This window comes from Serratia plymuthica (assembly GCF_018336935.1).
GTDB classification, from domain to species: Bacteria; Pseudomonadota; Gammaproteobacteria; order Enterobacterales; family Enterobacteriaceae; genus Serratia; species Serratia plymuthica_B.
In genome coordinates this window covers 4,256,145-4,272,245 of sequence record NZ_CP068771.1, presented here as the reverse complement: position 1 = coordinate 4,272,245, position 16,101 = coordinate 4,256,145, and the positions used below count along the sequence as shown (strand labels likewise).

Genomic DNA, 16,101 nt, shown 5'->3' with positions numbered 1-16,101 from the left:
AGCCTTTGCGTGGCTAAAGCACGTAGCAATAAGCTACCGGGTTGGGCTGGTCACATTCCGATTATCATGCTTGTAGTAGTTATGATGTCTGCGATTGTATTTGGGGGCATAATTATCGCAAGCACTGCTGTTCTACTTGCGTTGCACAATCACGCAGAGTCTCTGCTGCAAACCAAATAGTTTATTTAAATCTAATTTTCAAGAGATAAATTAGTATCATTTCAGATTTTTAATTCAAAAATAACCCATCCGCACCCCCATCCACAAATAGCAGACACAAAGAGTGACCCTGACCCCGAATATGATCCAGTCATAATCAGGAATAACCGGCTTCATGTTGGTTGTGTATTCTGGCAACCGGCAGACTTCTCAGCAAATTCTGACGGGGTCATCCAGCCCAGCGCAGAATGGGGACGCCTCTGGTTATAGTGTATGCGCCAGGCCTCGATTTTGCACCGTGCATCCTCCAGAGACATAAACCCGTTCTCGTTCAGACATTCCTGCCGTAACCTGCCGTTGAAGGACTCCACCGTCGCATTGTCCGTCGATGTTCCCGGGCATGAGAAGTCGATTCTGATGCCTCTTTCGTACACCCATCTGTCCAGCATTTTCCCTGCAAATTCAGAACCATTATCGGTTTTCAGCAACTGGGGTAAAGGGCGTCTGAGCGCTATGCTATTCAGCATTTCTGCCACTTCTGTGGAACGCAAATTCTGCCCCACGCAGATCCCCAGGCATTCACGGGTGTACAGGTCGATAACCGTCAGCAGGCGCAATCGTCGCCCGTCAAACAACGCATCAGAGACAAAATCCATGCCCCAGACGTGATTCGGATACAGACCCTGAGGCTGCGGTTGTCGGCGCTGGGCCGATTTATTGCCGCGTGGCCGTTTGAGGCGCAGCGACAGACCCTGCTCACAGTAGAGGCGGTAGATTCTTTTGTGATTATCGCGCCAGCCTTCCCGCCTGAGCATCACGTGTACCCGGCGGTACCCGTAATGAACCCGGGTTTCGGTTATCTCACGGATGCGTAGCCGCAGTGCGCTGTCGTCGGCGGCCACAGAACGATATCGAAACGAGCTGCGGCTGACCCGCAGCGCAAAACAGACCTGTCTCTCACTGGCACCGTAGCGGGCTTGCAAATCCCTGACCCATTCGCGCAGGCGTGCCAGCGTCAGCTCTTTTTTGCCAGCACGTCCTGCAGCATCGCCTTGTCGAGGCTCAGATCGGCAACCAGCCTCTTCAGCCGCAAATTTTCCTCTTCCAGTTGCCGCATATGCTTCAGCTCCGAAGGAGAAATGCCGCCGTATTTTTTACGCCACGTATAGAAAGTGGCATCCGAAATGCCCAGCTTGCGACAGACGTCCGGCACTGACGTACCCAGTTCAGCCTGCTTCAGGGCAAAAACAATCTGCTCTTCGGTGAATCGTGACTTTTTCATCGGCACATCCTCCGTTCAGGGGAGTCATTATCATGCCGGAATTCTGTTTCTGAATGGCGCAGGATTTTGGGTCAGGGTCAACGTTACGGGACTTGCAATTTTTACGGTCAAGGTTCTAGCCCCCCCACCATCTGGATGATTCCTGATCGATTTTATGTGATTGCGATCAAATTCTGAAAGTCCGCGATTGACAATTTTTCCGCTGAAAAATAGCGTAGCAGCATTCTGATATCGATTTCATACATTATGACTGCAACCATTAAAGATGTGGCAGAACACGCCGGATTGTCAGTGTCGACCGTTTCGCGCTTTCTGAATAACCACCCTTATATCTCGGAAGATAAAAAAGTTCGTATCCAGGCGGCGATGAAGGCACTGGACTATGAGCCAAGCACCGCCGCCCAGCAGATGCGCGGTGTAAAGTCGCACCGTATTGGCATTCTGGTGTCGAGGATCACTAACCCGTTCTTCGCCAATCTGGTAGACGCGTTGGAAGTGAGCGCCCGCAAAAACGGCTATTCGGTGCTGATCGTGCAGAACCATGACATCGTGGGGGAAGAGATCAATTGCCTCGACTTACTTAAGAAAAAAATCATTGATGGCCTGATCCTCTGCTCAGTTGAGAGTGACAAATCGGTGCTGGAAAAATACCAGCAGTACGGCCCTATCCTGCTGTGCAACACCAGCGTGGACGGAGCGGATCTGCCGGTGGTGCGAGTAGATGATGAAGAGGCGACGTTTAACGCCATTCGTTATCTGCTGGATCAGAGTTACCAGAAAATTGCCTACTGCACCGGCGGTGATTTCGTGCAAAAAGGTCACGGTGAGCGTCGTAACCGGGGCTTCCTGAAGGCTATGGAGGCTGCAGGCAGGATCGTTGATAACGCCCTGATTTTCCGCCAACTGCATACCTACAAAGATGGCATCCGCCTGGCTGAGCAGTTGGTAGCAATGCCACCATCCGCACGGCCCGACGTAATCTTTACCGGCAGTGACGACGTAGCCTGCGGTCTGGTGACCTGGCTGACCAACCATGATATACGGGTGCCTCAGGATATCGCGGTAGTCGGCTTCGATAACCTGCCTATTTCGGAAATGGTTAGTGTGCCGATTACCACGGTGAATCAGCCGTTGGATAAGCTGGGTCAGTTCTCTGTGGAATATTTGATTGCGCTGATTACCGGTAAACCCTACAGCTACAACAATGACGATCTTAAAGCAGAATTAGTGCTCAGAAAGTCTGCGTAAATTTTTTTATCACAATGTGGTATCGATACCACATGACAGAGGTGCACATGTTAAAGCAGCAAGCAGGTCAGGATAACGCCTGGTGGAAAGAATCCGTAATTTACCAAATATATCCAAGGAGCTTTAAGGACAGTAACAACGACGGGATTGGCGATCTGCCGGGTATTATCGAAAAACTGCCCTACCTGCAGTCGCTGGGTGTGACCATGCTGTGGATTTCGCCGTTTTATCTGTCGCCGATGGCCGATAACGGCTACGACATTGCCGATTACTACGCGGTAAACCCGGAGTTCGGCGAGATGCATGATGTGGATATGCTGATCGACAAAGCCGCGTCGCTGGGGATTAAAATCATGATCGACCTGGTAGTGAATCACACCAGTGATGAACATCAGTGGTTCCGCCAGGCGCTAGCCGATGTGAATTCCCCTTATCGCGATTATTATCTGTTCCGCCCTGCGGTAAACGGCCTGCCGCCGAATAACTGGCGCTCAATTTTCGGCGGCAGCGCGTGGGAAAAGGTACCGGGGGAAGATACGTATTACCTGCACGTTTTCCATAAAAAACAACCCGACCTGAACTGGGAAAATCCGCAGATGCGCAAGGATATTTACCGGATGATTAACTGGTGGCTGGAGAAAGGCGTGGCCGGGTTCCGTGTGGATGCAATTACCTTTATCAAGAAAGATGCCGACTACGCCAGCGTCCCGGTAGACGGTGTTGACGGGCTGGGGTCGATCAAAAGCAAGTCGCGTAACCGCCCGGGCATTGACGTGTTCCTTAACGAGCTGAAAGAAAACACCTTTGATAAATATTCCTGCGTCACCGTCGGCGAAGCGCCGGGCGTTCCCTATACGGAGTATGGCCAGTTTATCGGCGAGAACGGCTACTTCAATATGATTTTTGACTTCCACGCAGCGGATATTGATGTGGAAAACGGTTCGGAGTGGTTCCGCCGCCGCAACTGGACGGTGGCGGAGTTCCGCGACGCGCTGTTCGACAGCCAGAACGCCTTTGCCCGGTGCGGTTGGGGAACCAGTTTTATTGAGAATCACGACCAGCCGAGAGCGCTGTCGAAACTTGTTCACCCGGATTATCACAACGACATCGGTGCTAAATGCTTGGCGGCAATGTACTTCTTCCTGCGCGGCACGCCGTACATCTATCAGGGACAAGAACTGGGCATGACCAACTTCTGCCGCAGCGATATCAGCCAGTTCGACGACATCTCCAGCATTGATAATTACCATCGTGCGTTGGCGGAAGGGTTCTCCGAGCAGCAGTCGCTGGCATTCGTCAATAACCGTTCGCGGGACAACTCACGCACACCGTTCCCATGGGACAACACGGTGAACAGCGGATTTAATCAGGGGACGAAACCGTGGCTGGCGCTGTCAGCGGAAGACGCATTGATTAACGCTGCCGCTCAGCAGCAGGATACACATTCGGTCTTTGCCTTCTACCAACAGCTCATACACCTGCGCAACAATGACTATCCCGACACGTTGATCTACGGTGATTTTATACCGCTGGAAACGGCCGCGCCGGAAATTGTCAGCTATCAGCGTCGCACAGAGGGCGAACGTTTTATTTCAGTCACCAATCTCAGTAACCACGAAGTTCCTTTTGCCCTTCCGGAGGGCGATATTATCGTTAATAACTATCCGCAGTTCAGCTCATCATTAAAGCCTTATCAAAGTATTCTTATCAAGGGAGCAACCCAACATGAATAAATATAAAAATATTGCCGTTGAACTGGTGAATATCATTGGCATGGAAAACATTATTTCCGCAACACACTGTGCCACCCGTCTGCGACTGCAGGTGAAAAATCGCAGCATGATCGAAGATGAAAAAATAAGAAACGTCGATGAAGTGAAAGGCGTGTTTTTCAATTCAGGTCAGTATCAGATCATTCTCGGCACCGGAATAGTGAATAAAGTCTACGCCGAATTTATGCAGGCGTTTAATATCAGTGAGGTCAGCAAGGATGAAATGAACCGTCAGGGCAGTAGCTCACTGCAGGCGGGAATCCGCCACCTCTCGGATGTGTTTGTGCCGATTGTACCGGTACTGGGTGCAACGGGGTTGTTCCTCGGGCTGAAGGGCGTGCTGTTTAACGATACGGTGCTGGCGTGGTTTGGGGCCAGCACTCTCGCCCTGCCGGCTTCGGTAACTACGCTGATGACCGTGTTGTGCGATACGGCATTTGCTTTCTTGGCGGCGTTTATCTGCTGGTCGGCGTTTAAGAAGTTTGGCGGTACGCCGATTATCGGGTTTCTGATCGGGCTAATGCTGGTTTCCCCTGCCCTTCCCAACGCGTATTCGGTCGCTTACGGCAACGCGCAGCCTATTTATCTCTTCGGTTTTATTCCTCTGGTCGGCTATCAGGGATCGATACTGACCGCGCTGATCACCGGGATTATCGGCGCGAAGCTGGAGAAGATTTTCCGCCGGATTATGCCTAATTCGATGGATCTAATCTTCACCCCTTTTCTGGTGATCCTCTTCGCCGTGGCGATTGCGCTTCTGGTACTCGGGCCGCTGGTTCACAGCTTTGAGCACTATGCGGTGATGGCTATCCAGCAGTTCCTCGCACTGCCTGCCGGTATCGGTGGCCTGCTGATCGGCTTTATCTATCCGATTGCGGTGATGACCGGGATGCACCATATGTTCATTATGATTGAGACCTCGCTGATCGCCGGTACCGGCTTCAACCCGCTGATCACCGTCTGCGCAATGTACGGTTTCGCCAATGCTGCCGTGTGCCTCGCGATCTCCCTGAAGACGAAAAACGTGGCGTTTAAAACCGCCGGCATCTCGGCAACCGTAACCCAATTGCTGGGCGTTTCTGAGCCTGCACTATTCGGTATCGTCATACAGTCCGGTATGCGGGCGATTGCAGTGATGCTGTGCAGTTCGGCCCTGGGCGGCATGGTGCTCTCCCTGCTGTCGATTAAGGCCAACTCCTACGGGCTAGCGGTTCTGCTGTCGCCGCTGATGTATCTGTACGATCGCTATCAGTTTATTACCTATATCACCGTCGGCGTGGCCGTGGCCGTTTTCGCCTTTATCAGCACACTGCTATTTGTCAGGGTGGATAATAAAAAATGATAAATAAATCGCAGACAAATGTAGTAAACCCTTTGCTGTAAAAACAGGCTTCACCTTATTAATGGCAAGCCGTATGCCCTGAATATTCCTATTCAGAGCAGGGGCACTCACGGGTATTAATAATGAAAATAGCATTTCTAACTTTCTGTACCTTGGCCTGTGCTTTACCTACGCACGCAGCGGAATTAACGCTGGCAGAAATTAACGCCAGACTGGAAAGGGTAGAGGCGGAGCTTAAGCTCTCCCAAAATAAATTAACGCAAGCCGAAAATAAGATTATCGCGGCGGAAAAAAGAGCCAATGATGCAGAATTAAAAAATAAAAACAGCAAGAGCGATGTTATTAATGGCGATACCGAAATTAAATTTGGCGGTTACGCCCGCACCGGTATCCTGAGCGGAAAACAGGGCACCACCACCACCGTCGGCCCATCACTAACGCCCGCGGGCAGCACTGGCGGCAGCGTTGGCCGCTTGGGTAACGAAGCCGACACCTACGTCACCGCAGACTTCGACTATAAACGCCATTCCGCCAACAATTCGAGCGTCCGCTACTACATGAAAATTGCCGAGTGGGACAAAACCTATAATACCGACAGCGCGTTTAACGGTCAGATGAATCTGCGCCAGGCATTTGTGGAAATGAGCGATCTGCCCACTTTCACTGGTGCGTTCAGCGGGTCAACGCTGTGGGCGGGTAAAAGAGAGGACCGGGATAACTTCGATATCCACTGGCTGGACTCGGATATGATGAACCTGGTCGGCACCGGCGCGGGGATTTATGATGTGAATTTCTTCGGCGATGTCAAAACCAACCTGTCAGTGTATGGGCGTAACTTCAACGATATCGATGCGATGGAGAACGTTGAGTACAACAACATGACCGGCGCGGAGAATACCTTTATCCAGAACTACACCTTCTCACTGAATAACCGCATCGGTAACTGGCAGTGGATGCTGAACGGGCTCTACTCCAGGGAAAATGACAAGCGGATCAACGACGGTCTGGCACAGGATAACGCCGCATCGCACGGCTTTAACACCATGCTGGCGTTTCACGGCGACAGCTTCTACGGCCTCAATGAAGGCTCGACAAAAACCGTGCTGCTGTACGGTAAAGCCCTTGGGGCCGAAGTGCGGGGGCCAGGATCGGATGGCTATCTAATCGACGATGCCTGGACAGTGAAGTTCGCCACCTACGGCATGACCCGGTTGAGCGACAGGCTGAGTATTGCCCCGCTACTGGTGGCGCAAAGCAGCAACAGTCGCTACATAGCATCCGACCACTATGACTGGGTGACACTAAACTCGCGGATGATCCAGGAGATTAATCAGAACTTTGCCCTGCAGTACGAAGCCAGCTATCAGTATATGGACATCGACCCGAAGGGCTTCAACGGCAATAAGCCGGTATCCGGCAGCTTTTACAAGCTAACCTTCGCGCCAACCTTTAAAATGCAGAACGTCACCGATTTCTTCGAGCGTCCGGAGATCCGTTTCTTCGTCACCTGGATGAACTGGGACAAAAATCTGGATAACTACTCATCGACTGATACCTTCGGAAATTCAGGCTATCACAGCGGCGGTTCGCTGATGTTCGGTACGCAGTTGGAAACCTGGTTCTGAGTATAACAGCCTACGTGACCCACGGGGCTGATGAACTGATATCATCCCCGTGGGTCATGGCAGAAAAGGGCGCAGTCTGAAGATCGAATATTTTTCTCCATCGCACAAGTTCGATTATTCGGCTGAACCCACCCTGCGGGCCAAGGCTGAAGCGTTGTTCAATCCGGCGCAAGCGCCGGTTGTCCGAGTCCGGTCGCCCTATTTAGAGAACCCGCCTATGGCGGGTTTTTTGCTTTTCAGGGGCATCCCAGCTTCAGCCGCTATTCGTCCGGCCTCGGTGCCAGGCAACGCCGTGGCCAGAGTATGAGGGGGAATCACCAAGGCAGCAGGTTGCCAAGGTGCTGCGGGAGTTGTTGCGCTTATTGAAAGGCAAGAGCAAGAATGCGCCATGAATGGCGCCGGCTTTTAAGCTTTTCCTTGCGAATTCCAGTCATAATTTCGATGCGCGGCGCAGCGCTCTTGGTGTGATCCTAAAACGTTTCTGAAAGCGATCGGTAAAACGCGAAGGACACATATAACCGTTCTCTCTTGCCACCACGCTTATCGGTTTAAGCGTAGTCTGAATGGCCGCCAGGGCATTATTCAGCCTCACGTCATCCAACAGATTTTGGAAACTTTCCCCTTCGGCTGCCAGGCGGCGACGCAGCGTTGAGGCAGACATAAACAGCAGATTGGCGATCTCCTGGGTAGTCCAGCGTGCACCGGGGTTGGCTAAAAGCAGATTCTGGCAACGGTTAGCCAGTGAATCCTGAGAATGAGAAAGAAACAGGTGGCTCATGTTGTTTTTGCCCAGCGTTAACAAAATTCCCATTGCCCAATGTTCCAGTAGTTGATCGGAAATTTTAAGCTGTACCGCAGCCTTAAGTTGCTCCCAGCAGTAGATCAACTCATAGTTCTGCTCAATACAGAAGCCGGGTTTGCTCTCTTCATGCGGTGCAAGCGGATAAAGCTGCCTGAAACGCTGAATCAGCCCCGCAGGCAGGTAAAGCATTTCCGCCATGTACAAGCCAGAACTGGGATGATTGGCGATGCCAAATTCATAACCGGACGGGAAGAGAATTATCTGGTTGTTATTGGCAATTTCGCAACGCCCCTCCCAATTGACGACCTTCTTCCCCTGGCGGATGCGACACAACGCAGGCATCAATAGTTTGACTCGGTGAAGTTCGTGGGCCTTATACATTCGTATTTCCTGTAGGGCCAATCGGGAAACGCCTTCTGCCTGCATTGAAACTCCTTATTCTCTTCCGTAGACCGGAACCACTTCAGCAGTGGCTATTTTGTTGGCGGTAAGCATATAACCGACAAGCGCTCCACTGGAGTTGCCATCAAGCGGCAGCTTGTCGGTTTTTAACGCCCAAACCTTGAAATGGTAATGATGCGGTTTATCGCCTTTCGGGGGACACGCCCCGCCAAAGCCAGCATAACCAAAATCATTTCTGCCCTGAACCGCTTCATGAGGTAGTTTAGTGCCGTCTTTATTCCCGGCATCAGCGGCAAGGGATGTCACCGAAACGGGAATATTGACGACCGTCCAGTGCCACCATCCGCTGCCGGTAGGAGCATCCGGGTCGTAAACAGTGACGGCAAAGCTTTTAGTGCCTTTGGGCGCGCCGGACCAACTCAGCAAAGGAGAGGTGTTGCCCCCTTCACAACCAAAGCCTTCGAAGACCTGTTCCTTCGAAAGCGGCGTTCCCGTTTTAATTTCACTACTTGTTACCTGAAAACCGGCAGCCTGAGCAGATAATGAAAATAAAGCCAGTGCGGTGACACCAATATACTTTTTCATGACGACCTCTTACTTGTTGGAATATAAATATCATATGGTGTTCCCGGCAAAGATATCGTGCAGAAAAAAGCAAAAATCATGCGAAAAAGCTCACAATCATTTTATTTCACTCGAAAACAGAAGGTATTGGCATGTTGATGCGTGGCGTTCCCGCCAATTTCGGCAATGCGTTTTGGCTTGATTAAACGCTGATCTCACCACATACCCACACTTTTGATAATGTTAAAAGCCGTGGCGATTCGATTTGTAGCTGCTTACATTCGCTTTTTATAAACCCAGAATAACGAGACTGCCCCTGGGTTTCTTTTGATGAAAAACATCGAGCACAGCTATCAGAAGCGTTTTTTGTTCTGCCGCATACAACACCACCAAGTAACAACGTTTCAGCTTTTTGCTTCAAGTTGGTGCACTCATGGCCATTTAATGGATTAGGTAATTATTATGTTATTGTTTTATATAAAGTAAAATTAAAAACATGAAATTGGCACAAGACTTGCTTTTATACAATATCGTTTCAATGGAGCTAAATGTGATGAACAGAATAAAGCAAGCCGGGCCAACTTTTGTGAGAGGAGTAAAACTCATCCTATAACCAGCATCTCATTAACCAAGGTGAGTAATAAAATCCATTGACTCAACGGGGTTCTCATCGCAACTGGATTACTGTTTAAGGAAACAGTCTGGAAAGTCACATTATTAACTTTCAAATAACCGCATAAAGTTATTTGTAAAATCATCCCCATGACAATGAAGGGGAATAATACAACAACGGAAAAATATATTTGCATTATCAAAACATGGAATTTAGATAAGACTGCAATTAATCACTTATTAAACCTATCGAATAAATTTAGGCGAGGTGTTGTTATGAGCATTTCAGAAAAATCCTCCTCGGATATTACAAAAAAAGAATGGCTTGAATCTCATGAGTCAGGATATCACAAAACCCTGGGTAACAGGCAGGTACAGATGATTGCCATCGGGGGGGCCATTGGTACGGGTTTGTTTTTAGGTGCAGGAGCCCGATTACAAATGGCTGGGCCCGCTCTTGCACTCGTCTATTTGGTTTGCGGTATATTTTCATTTCTTATTCTCCGCGCCCTTGGGGAGTTAGTCATGCATCGCCCCAGTAGCGGAAGTTTTGTTTCCTATGCAAGGGAGTTCTTAGGCGAGAAAGCGTCTTATGTTGCAGGCTGGATGTATTTTCTTAACTGGGCGATGACCGGAATCGTTGATATCACTGCGGTTGCATTATACATGCAGTATTGGAACGCATTTACGGACGTACCTCAGTGGATTTTTGCATTAGGGGCGCTTGGTATCGTCACTACCATGAATATGATAGGGGTGAAATGGTTTGCAGAGATGGAGTTTTGGTTTGCACTTATTAAAGTCACGGCGATAGCACTCTTTCTCATCGTGGGGGTGGTAGTCCTTGGTACCGGGCATCCCGTTTCAGGTCACCCAACCGGATTGAATTTGATTGCCGATAATGGCGGATTCTTCCCACATGGCTTGTTGCCGGCGGTAATTCTGGTTCAAGGGGTGGTGTTTGCTTTTGCCGGTATCGAGCTGGTTGGCACCGCCTCGGGTGAGTGTAAGGATGCCCGTAAAATATTGCCGCGAGCCATTAACAGCGTCATTTGGCGTATTGCACTTTTCTATGTTGGCTCCGTAATACTATTAGTCTGTTTATTACCGTGGAATGCCTATCAAGCTGGGCAAAGTCCTTTTGTCACTTTCTTTACAGCCTTAGGTGTTCCAGGTATTGGCTCGGTTATGAATATTGTGGTGTTATCAGCCGCGCTATCGAGCCTGAACTCTGGCTTATATTCGACGGGTCGTGTACTGCGAGCATTGTCAATGGGCGGATCTGCTCCGTCATTCCTGGCTAAGATGAGTAAACAGTCGGTCCCTTACATGGGGATTTGGATCACGGTCGCTATTTACTTTGTCGGTGTAATATTAAATTATCTTGTTCCGTCCAGCGTTTTCGAAATCGTACTTAATGTGGCATCTTTAGGCATCATCAGTACATGGGGTTTTATTGTCGTATGCCAAATGAAATTCCGCCAGGCCGTTGCTCAGGGAAAAGTGGCCGATGTCCCCTTTAAAATGCCCGGAGCTCCGGTGACCTCTTGGCTGACACTGGCTTTCCTGGCTTTTGTTATAATCATGATGGCTTTTGATTACCCAAATGGTACTTTCACGATTGCATCTCTACCTGTCGTCGCTCTATTGTTAGTCGCCGGTTGGTTTGGGGTAAGAAAACGAGCGCATGCCATGATGAAACCTACCATCCCCTCTGTAGTTTTAACTAAAAACATTCTTGAATAATTTATTTTATTGGTAAGGCAGCGGCTAATATTAATAACACAATAAAACTCTGAAGGGCATCAGTGTCACTGATGCCCTTTTTTATAAACAATTCCCTTCAGTATTCCAAAGTGCCTGTGTTTTTATGCTCGTTGCTCTCAGGCTGCACTCAGGATGGATATCCTTTAATTTACCCCAACGTCTCTGATGTCTGTCCACGGGGTATTGATGGCCTTACCCGTCAGTGTCGTTAAGTTCTCAGGCCGGCCAGGCGGAAACTGAAACGCTGATCTGTGCGCCCATGTAACATGCCTGGTGCGCGTCACTTGCCGGCCCCCGGGATTGCAGACGTCGCGCGCGATTGCACGCGCAGCGTGAGTCGAACCAGCGGTACGGTCAGCGCCGTCGTCACCAGCGCGAACACCACGAGGATGGTGTAGACCTTTGGCGGCAGGATCTGCATCTGCAGGCCGATAGACAGGACGATAAGCTCCATCAAGCCGCGCGTATTCATCAGCGAGCTCACCAACATCGCATCGCGTGGCTCAAGCCCGGTGACGCGCGCGCCCAGATAACTGCCGCCGAACTTGCCGATGAATCCGCCCGCGAGAAATACGCCGAACCACATCCATGATGCCGCGTCGTCGATCGTACCGACCGACGCATGCAGCCCCGCATACGCGAAAAACACCGGCATCAGCACAAGCCTGACAAAACCTTCGACGTTATCCCGCCACTCATTCGCGATGCCGGGCACCCGCCGCACGAACAGCGCCGCCGCAAGTGCGCCAAATGCGCTATGAAATCCGATCAGCGACGTCGCCAGTGCCGACGCCATGACGAAACATAACAACACGGCCAAGCGGTCGCGCGCCGCATGCGCAGTCGATGCGAGCCGCATAAGCGTCGGTCGAACCACGAAGCGCACCAGGAGCGCGCACAGCACCAGATACGCGAGCAGGCTGAGGAGCATGCGCGCAAATGCCCAACCAGGCCCGCTCGATAGCGAAGCAATAGCGGCAAGCAGCATCCATCCGAGCGCATCCGTCAGCATCGCGGCAGACATTGCGTGCCTTGCGCCCACCATGGCGTTGAGCGCCAGGTCGTCGACGATGCGCGCCATCACCGGTACCGCTGATATCGCAAGCGCGACACCGCAGAAGAGTATATAAGGCAGCGCCGGCGCGTCGCCGGCGAGCATGTCTTTCGAGACAGTGGCGACGATCATGCCGATCGCGGCCGGTAAGACGAGCCCGCCCGCGGCGATCGCAACGGGCATGCGCCAGCGCTTGCCACGCAGCGTCTCGCCCAACTCCATATGCAGACCCACCTGAAACATCAGCAGTATCAGGCCGACTTCACCGACTTGCCCCATCGCCGACAGCGTTCGGGGGCCGAACAATGCGTCGTAGAAATCCGGTGCGATCGCGCCGAACAGCGAAGGCCCCAACAGCAAACCGGCCGCGATCTCGCCGACGACCGCGCACTGGCCGAGCCGTTCGGCAATGCGGCCGCAGACATTGCAGAGCGCAATCACCAGCACGAGTTGCAACAGCCAGACAGTCATGAATACCTCGGAAAGTGCGATACCGGCACTGATCTGCTGGCCGCAAGCCCGAGCGGGCCCGCCGCGCCATACGCCATGATGACAGTGACGCCGCTCGTCAGGTTCGCGAGCGCCTGGCCGAACGACGTGCTCAAAGCCGGCTCGGTTAGGGCCGCCAACTCACGCATCATCGTTCACTCTCAACGCGGTCGACCCAACCCCGGTAGAACGCGCGGTACTTGAGCACCAGCTTATCGTACTTGCTGTAGGCGCCGCCGCCGTCCGGCTTCATCCCGTTCCAGATTTTGACGTCGTACTTCGCTGCCTGTCTGGTCTGCAGCCCGAACAGCACGAAGTCGATCGCGCGGCGCAGGGGACCGCCCACCTTCTTGATCGAGATGAGCATGTGCATGACGTTCTTGCCGTCGCTCACCGGCGTCACGCACTGGAGCAGCTTGTATTTGAAGTCGCCGTCCAGGGAGACGGTCATGACGCACCCGCCGGGGTAGCCATCGAAGTGCAGGTTCATCTGCGACATGTTCAGGCCGAGCGCGCGTGCCAGCATGCCGAAAGGCCCGAAATACCGGTCCACGGTGAAGTCGATCCCGGCACCGAACCACGCGCCCGCCCGGGCCAGCGACTCGACCTCCGGCCACCGCTGCCAATCGTCGAAGAGCTTGAGCTCGAAGGCCGAGATCGGGAGTTCGTGCACCGGGGTCGCATGCTGCGCGTCGTAGAAGTTCTCTACGATCCGCAACACCGCCGTCGTCGTCTCGAACGCGAAGTGCAGGTGCATAAAGTCACCGTTGTCGACGTCGGCTGCGGCGATTTCGGGCAGCGGGTGCAGCGGCTCCGGGGAGCCGTACCAGACCCACACGTAGCCGTATCGCTCTGTGGTGACCCACGTCGGCTGGCGCACCGATCGCGGCACGGGCTCCAGCCGGCGCACCACCTGGCTGTGGCCGGGGATGTGAACGCACTGGCCCTGCTCGTCGTACCGCCAGTGATGAAACGGGCACTGGATGCACCCGTCCTTGATCTGCCCGTCGGCCAGGTTCGCGCCGAGGTGCGAGCAGTGGCGGTCCATCACCACGGCCCGCCCCGTCGGCCCGCGCCACGCCACGCACGGACGGCCGAACAGCGTCAGCTCCGTCGGCTTGTCTTTGAGGTCGCCCGAGCGCATCGCGACGTACCAGCTCGCGGCCACGCACGTGGTCACATCGTACGCCCTCGGGGGATGCTCCTTGAGGCTCACTTGATCCAATTGAATGCTGTTCATCATTTTTGTGTCCTCGATGGCCGATTACTTCTTCCGAACCAAGCCGATGCGGGTCGTGATGTACGCCTTGAGCAGCGCGAACATCGGGTTGTAGTCGAAGTACTTTTTCACCTCCGCCGGCGCGCTGGTTTGTGTCCAGTACATCAGTTTCATCGCCGGCAGCAGGCTGAACTTCGAGTTGTTGAGCTGCGGCTTGTCCCCGGTGATGCAATACCCGAAGCCGAACATCGGCTTGGCGAATTCTCGCTCGTCGATGAGGGCGTGGATCCGCGTCGCGGCCTCCCCGGCCGGCTTGAGCCCGGCGCTCACGGCCTCGACCTCGGCTTTGGCGTCGTTGAACAACTGGTAGTACTCCTCCATGTCCGCACACAGGTAGCCAAGATACGGCGGGTCGTTGTCGAGGTGATCGAGGTCGCCCTCGTCGCGCGACGCGCGGAACCTGGCGTGGGCCTGCACAAGCCGGAACTGCCCGAGGATCGTGCCGACCGCCCACAGCCGGTGGAACGCGTTCCACAGGCGGAAGTCCGAGAACGCCGTGTAGCAGCAACTGACGAAGTCGTCGTTGTGGTCCAGAAGCTTCTGCTGCAGGCGTTCGATGTACTCGAAGCGCTCGGGGGAGAAGTCGTCGTCGCGCAGCGCCTTGATGAGGCGCGCCGCGAGCGCGTGGATGGTCACCGCGGTGTTCTCTAACCCCCGGGAGAAGAGCGGGTCGATAAATCCGTTCGCGTGCAGCATCAGGCAGTAGCGGTCGCCGACGCAGGTGGCTGACGAGAACTGCAGGCGGTCGGTCTTGACCCAGTCGCGCACCGGCACGGCGTCCCGGAACTGCGCAGCGATGCTCGGGAACCGCGCGAGGAACTCGTCGAATTCCTGCTGCGCGGGGATGTCCGTTTTAGGGTAGATACGCGGGTCGAGCTGCAGGCCGACGCTCACCAGGTTGTTGGTCGACCGCGGGTGGTTGTTGAACGGAATCACCCACAGCCAGCCGCCCTCGAACATGTGGTGCAAGGTCCCCTCGTGCCAGCGCCAGCGCTGCCCCTTGACCTTGAAGATGTCGTCGAACGGTTTGACCCCGATCATGTGCGTGTAGAGGCTGCGCGAGTGCGTCTTGAAGCGACACGGCTCTTCGCGGAGCCCGAACTTGGTCGCAAGCGGCGCGCGCGGGCCTCCGCAGTCGATCATGTACCGGCCGGTGAACCTATCGCCCTGGGCGGTGGTCACCGCGACGCCGTCTTTATCGGCGTGGTATTCGGTCACTTTAGTCTTCTGGCGGACCGTGCAACCGTATTTAATGGCGGCTTGCAACAGGTAGGCGTCGACGTCTTGCCGGTAATAATGGCTCTCCGGCCCCCAGGGCAGCTCGGGAATGACGCACTGCGTGAACTCCTTCGGGTCGTGCTCCTGGCCGGGCTTGTGGAACACGAAGCCGAAGTTGCGTTTGATGCCCGTGCTCGACGAGACGTAACGTTGCGTCGAGTAGAACGACGTGATGTGGTCGAGCTCCGGGATGCCGTAGCGATCGGCGATGATGCGGTTCATCAGAGACGTCTCGGGAATCGACGATTCGCCGATCGTGAACCGCGGGTGCGACGACTCCTCGATGATCAGCACGCGAAACTGCTGTTTGGCCAGGATAGCCCCCATCTGGGTGCCGGACATGCCCGAACCGAGGATGATCACGTCGAAGTGGTTGTTGTCGCGCCCGTTCTCGGGGCTCTTCTGAGTCATGAGGGCAAATCTCCT

11 protein-coding genes are annotated in these 16,101 nt (G+C 53.4%); 5 read left to right on the top strand and 6 right to left on the bottom strand.

From position 1 onward, the window contains the following. Nucleotides 1-332: 332 nt before the first annotated feature. A protein-coding gene (locus JK621_RS19935; protein WP_432761915.1) for an IS3 family transposase occupies nucleotides 333-1,441 on the bottom strand; the annotation gives its coding sequence in 2 pieces (ribosomal slippage) (nucleotides 333-1,180 and nucleotides 1,180-1,441; 1,110 coding nt in all). 291 nt (nucleotides 1,442-1,732) lie between these two features. Here JK621_RS19935 and JK621_RS19930 point away from each other — a divergent pair. The 4 genes from JK621_RS19930 to JK621_RS19915 all read left to right on the top strand — a co-directional run bounded on the left by JK621_RS19930 (nucleotide 1,733) and on the right by JK621_RS19915 (nucleotide 7,428). Beyond that, nucleotides 1,733-2,689: a substrate-binding domain-containing protein gene (locus tag JK621_RS19930; protein WP_249337098.1), complete on the top strand. Its 957-nt coding sequence runs from the start codon at nucleotides 1,733-1,735 to the stop codon at nucleotides 2,687-2,689. A 47-nt stretch (nucleotides 2,690-2,736) separates the two neighbouring features. After that, nucleotides 2,737-4,422, top strand: coding sequence for an alpha-glucosidase (locus JK621_RS19925; RefSeq protein ID WP_212557328.1), 1,686 nt, complete (start codon nucleotides 2,737-2,739; stop codon nucleotides 4,420-4,422). Beyond that, nucleotides 4,415-5,803: a PTS transporter subunit EIIC gene (locus JK621_RS19920; protein WP_212557327.1), complete on the top strand. Its 1,389-nt coding sequence runs from the start codon at nucleotides 4,415-4,417 to the stop codon at nucleotides 5,801-5,803. Before JK621_RS19925 ends, JK621_RS19920 begins: the two co-directional genes overlap by 8 nt. Before the next feature lie 122 nt (nucleotides 5,804-5,925). Continuing rightward, nucleotides 5,926-7,428, top strand: a complete 1,503-nt coding sequence (locus JK621_RS19915; RefSeq protein WP_212557326.1) for a carbohydrate porin — start codon at nucleotides 5,926-5,928, stop codon at nucleotides 7,426-7,428. 430 nt (nucleotides 7,429-7,858) lie between these two features. Here the strand turns inward: JK621_RS19915 and JK621_RS19910 are convergent, their stop codons facing one another. Further along, nucleotides 7,859-8,656 (bottom strand): helix-turn-helix transcriptional regulator, encoded by a 798-nt coding sequence (locus JK621_RS19910; RefSeq protein WP_212557325.1) that lies wholly within the window; start codon nucleotides 8,654-8,656, stop codon nucleotides 7,859-7,861. 9 nt (nucleotides 8,657-8,665) lie between these two features. After that, nucleotides 8,666-9,217, bottom strand: a complete 552-nt coding sequence (locus JK621_RS19905; protein WP_212557324.1) for a kinase inhibitor — start codon at nucleotides 9,215-9,217, stop codon at nucleotides 8,666-8,668. 867 nt (nucleotides 9,218-10,084) lie between these two features. On the opposite strand from JK621_RS19905, the gene ansP reads away from it, so the two are divergent. Beyond that, entirely contained in the window at nucleotides 10,085-11,554 is a 1,470-nt protein-coding gene (gene ansP / locus JK621_RS19900; protein ID WP_212557323.1) for an L-asparagine permease, read from the top strand. A 301-nt stretch (nucleotides 11,555-11,855) separates the two neighbouring features. On the opposite strand, the gene JK621_RS19895 is transcribed toward ansP, so the two are convergent. The 3 genes from JK621_RS19895 to JK621_RS19885 all read right to left on the bottom strand — a co-directional run bounded on the left by JK621_RS19895 (nucleotide 11,856) and on the right by JK621_RS19885 (nucleotide 16,086). Next, the gene (locus JK621_RS19895) at nucleotides 11,856-13,100 is read right to left on the bottom strand and encodes a cation:proton antiporter (protein WP_212557322.1); all 1,245 of its coding nucleotides are present in this window, start codon (nucleotides 13,098-13,100) and stop codon (nucleotides 11,856-11,858) included. 166 nt (nucleotides 13,101-13,266) lie between these two features. Next, nucleotides 13,267-14,358: a Rieske 2Fe-2S domain-containing protein gene (locus JK621_RS19890; RefSeq protein WP_212560246.1), complete on the bottom strand. Its 1,092-nt coding sequence runs from the start codon at nucleotides 14,356-14,358 to the stop codon at nucleotides 13,267-13,269. A 24-nt stretch (nucleotides 14,359-14,382) separates the two neighbouring features. Beyond that, the gene (locus JK621_RS19885) at nucleotides 14,383-16,086 is read right to left on the bottom strand and encodes an NAD(P)/FAD-dependent oxidoreductase (RefSeq protein WP_212557321.1); all 1,704 of its coding nucleotides are present in this window, start codon (nucleotides 16,084-16,086) and stop codon (nucleotides 14,383-14,385) included. Between the last annotated feature and the right edge of the window lie 15 nt (nucleotides 16,087-16,101).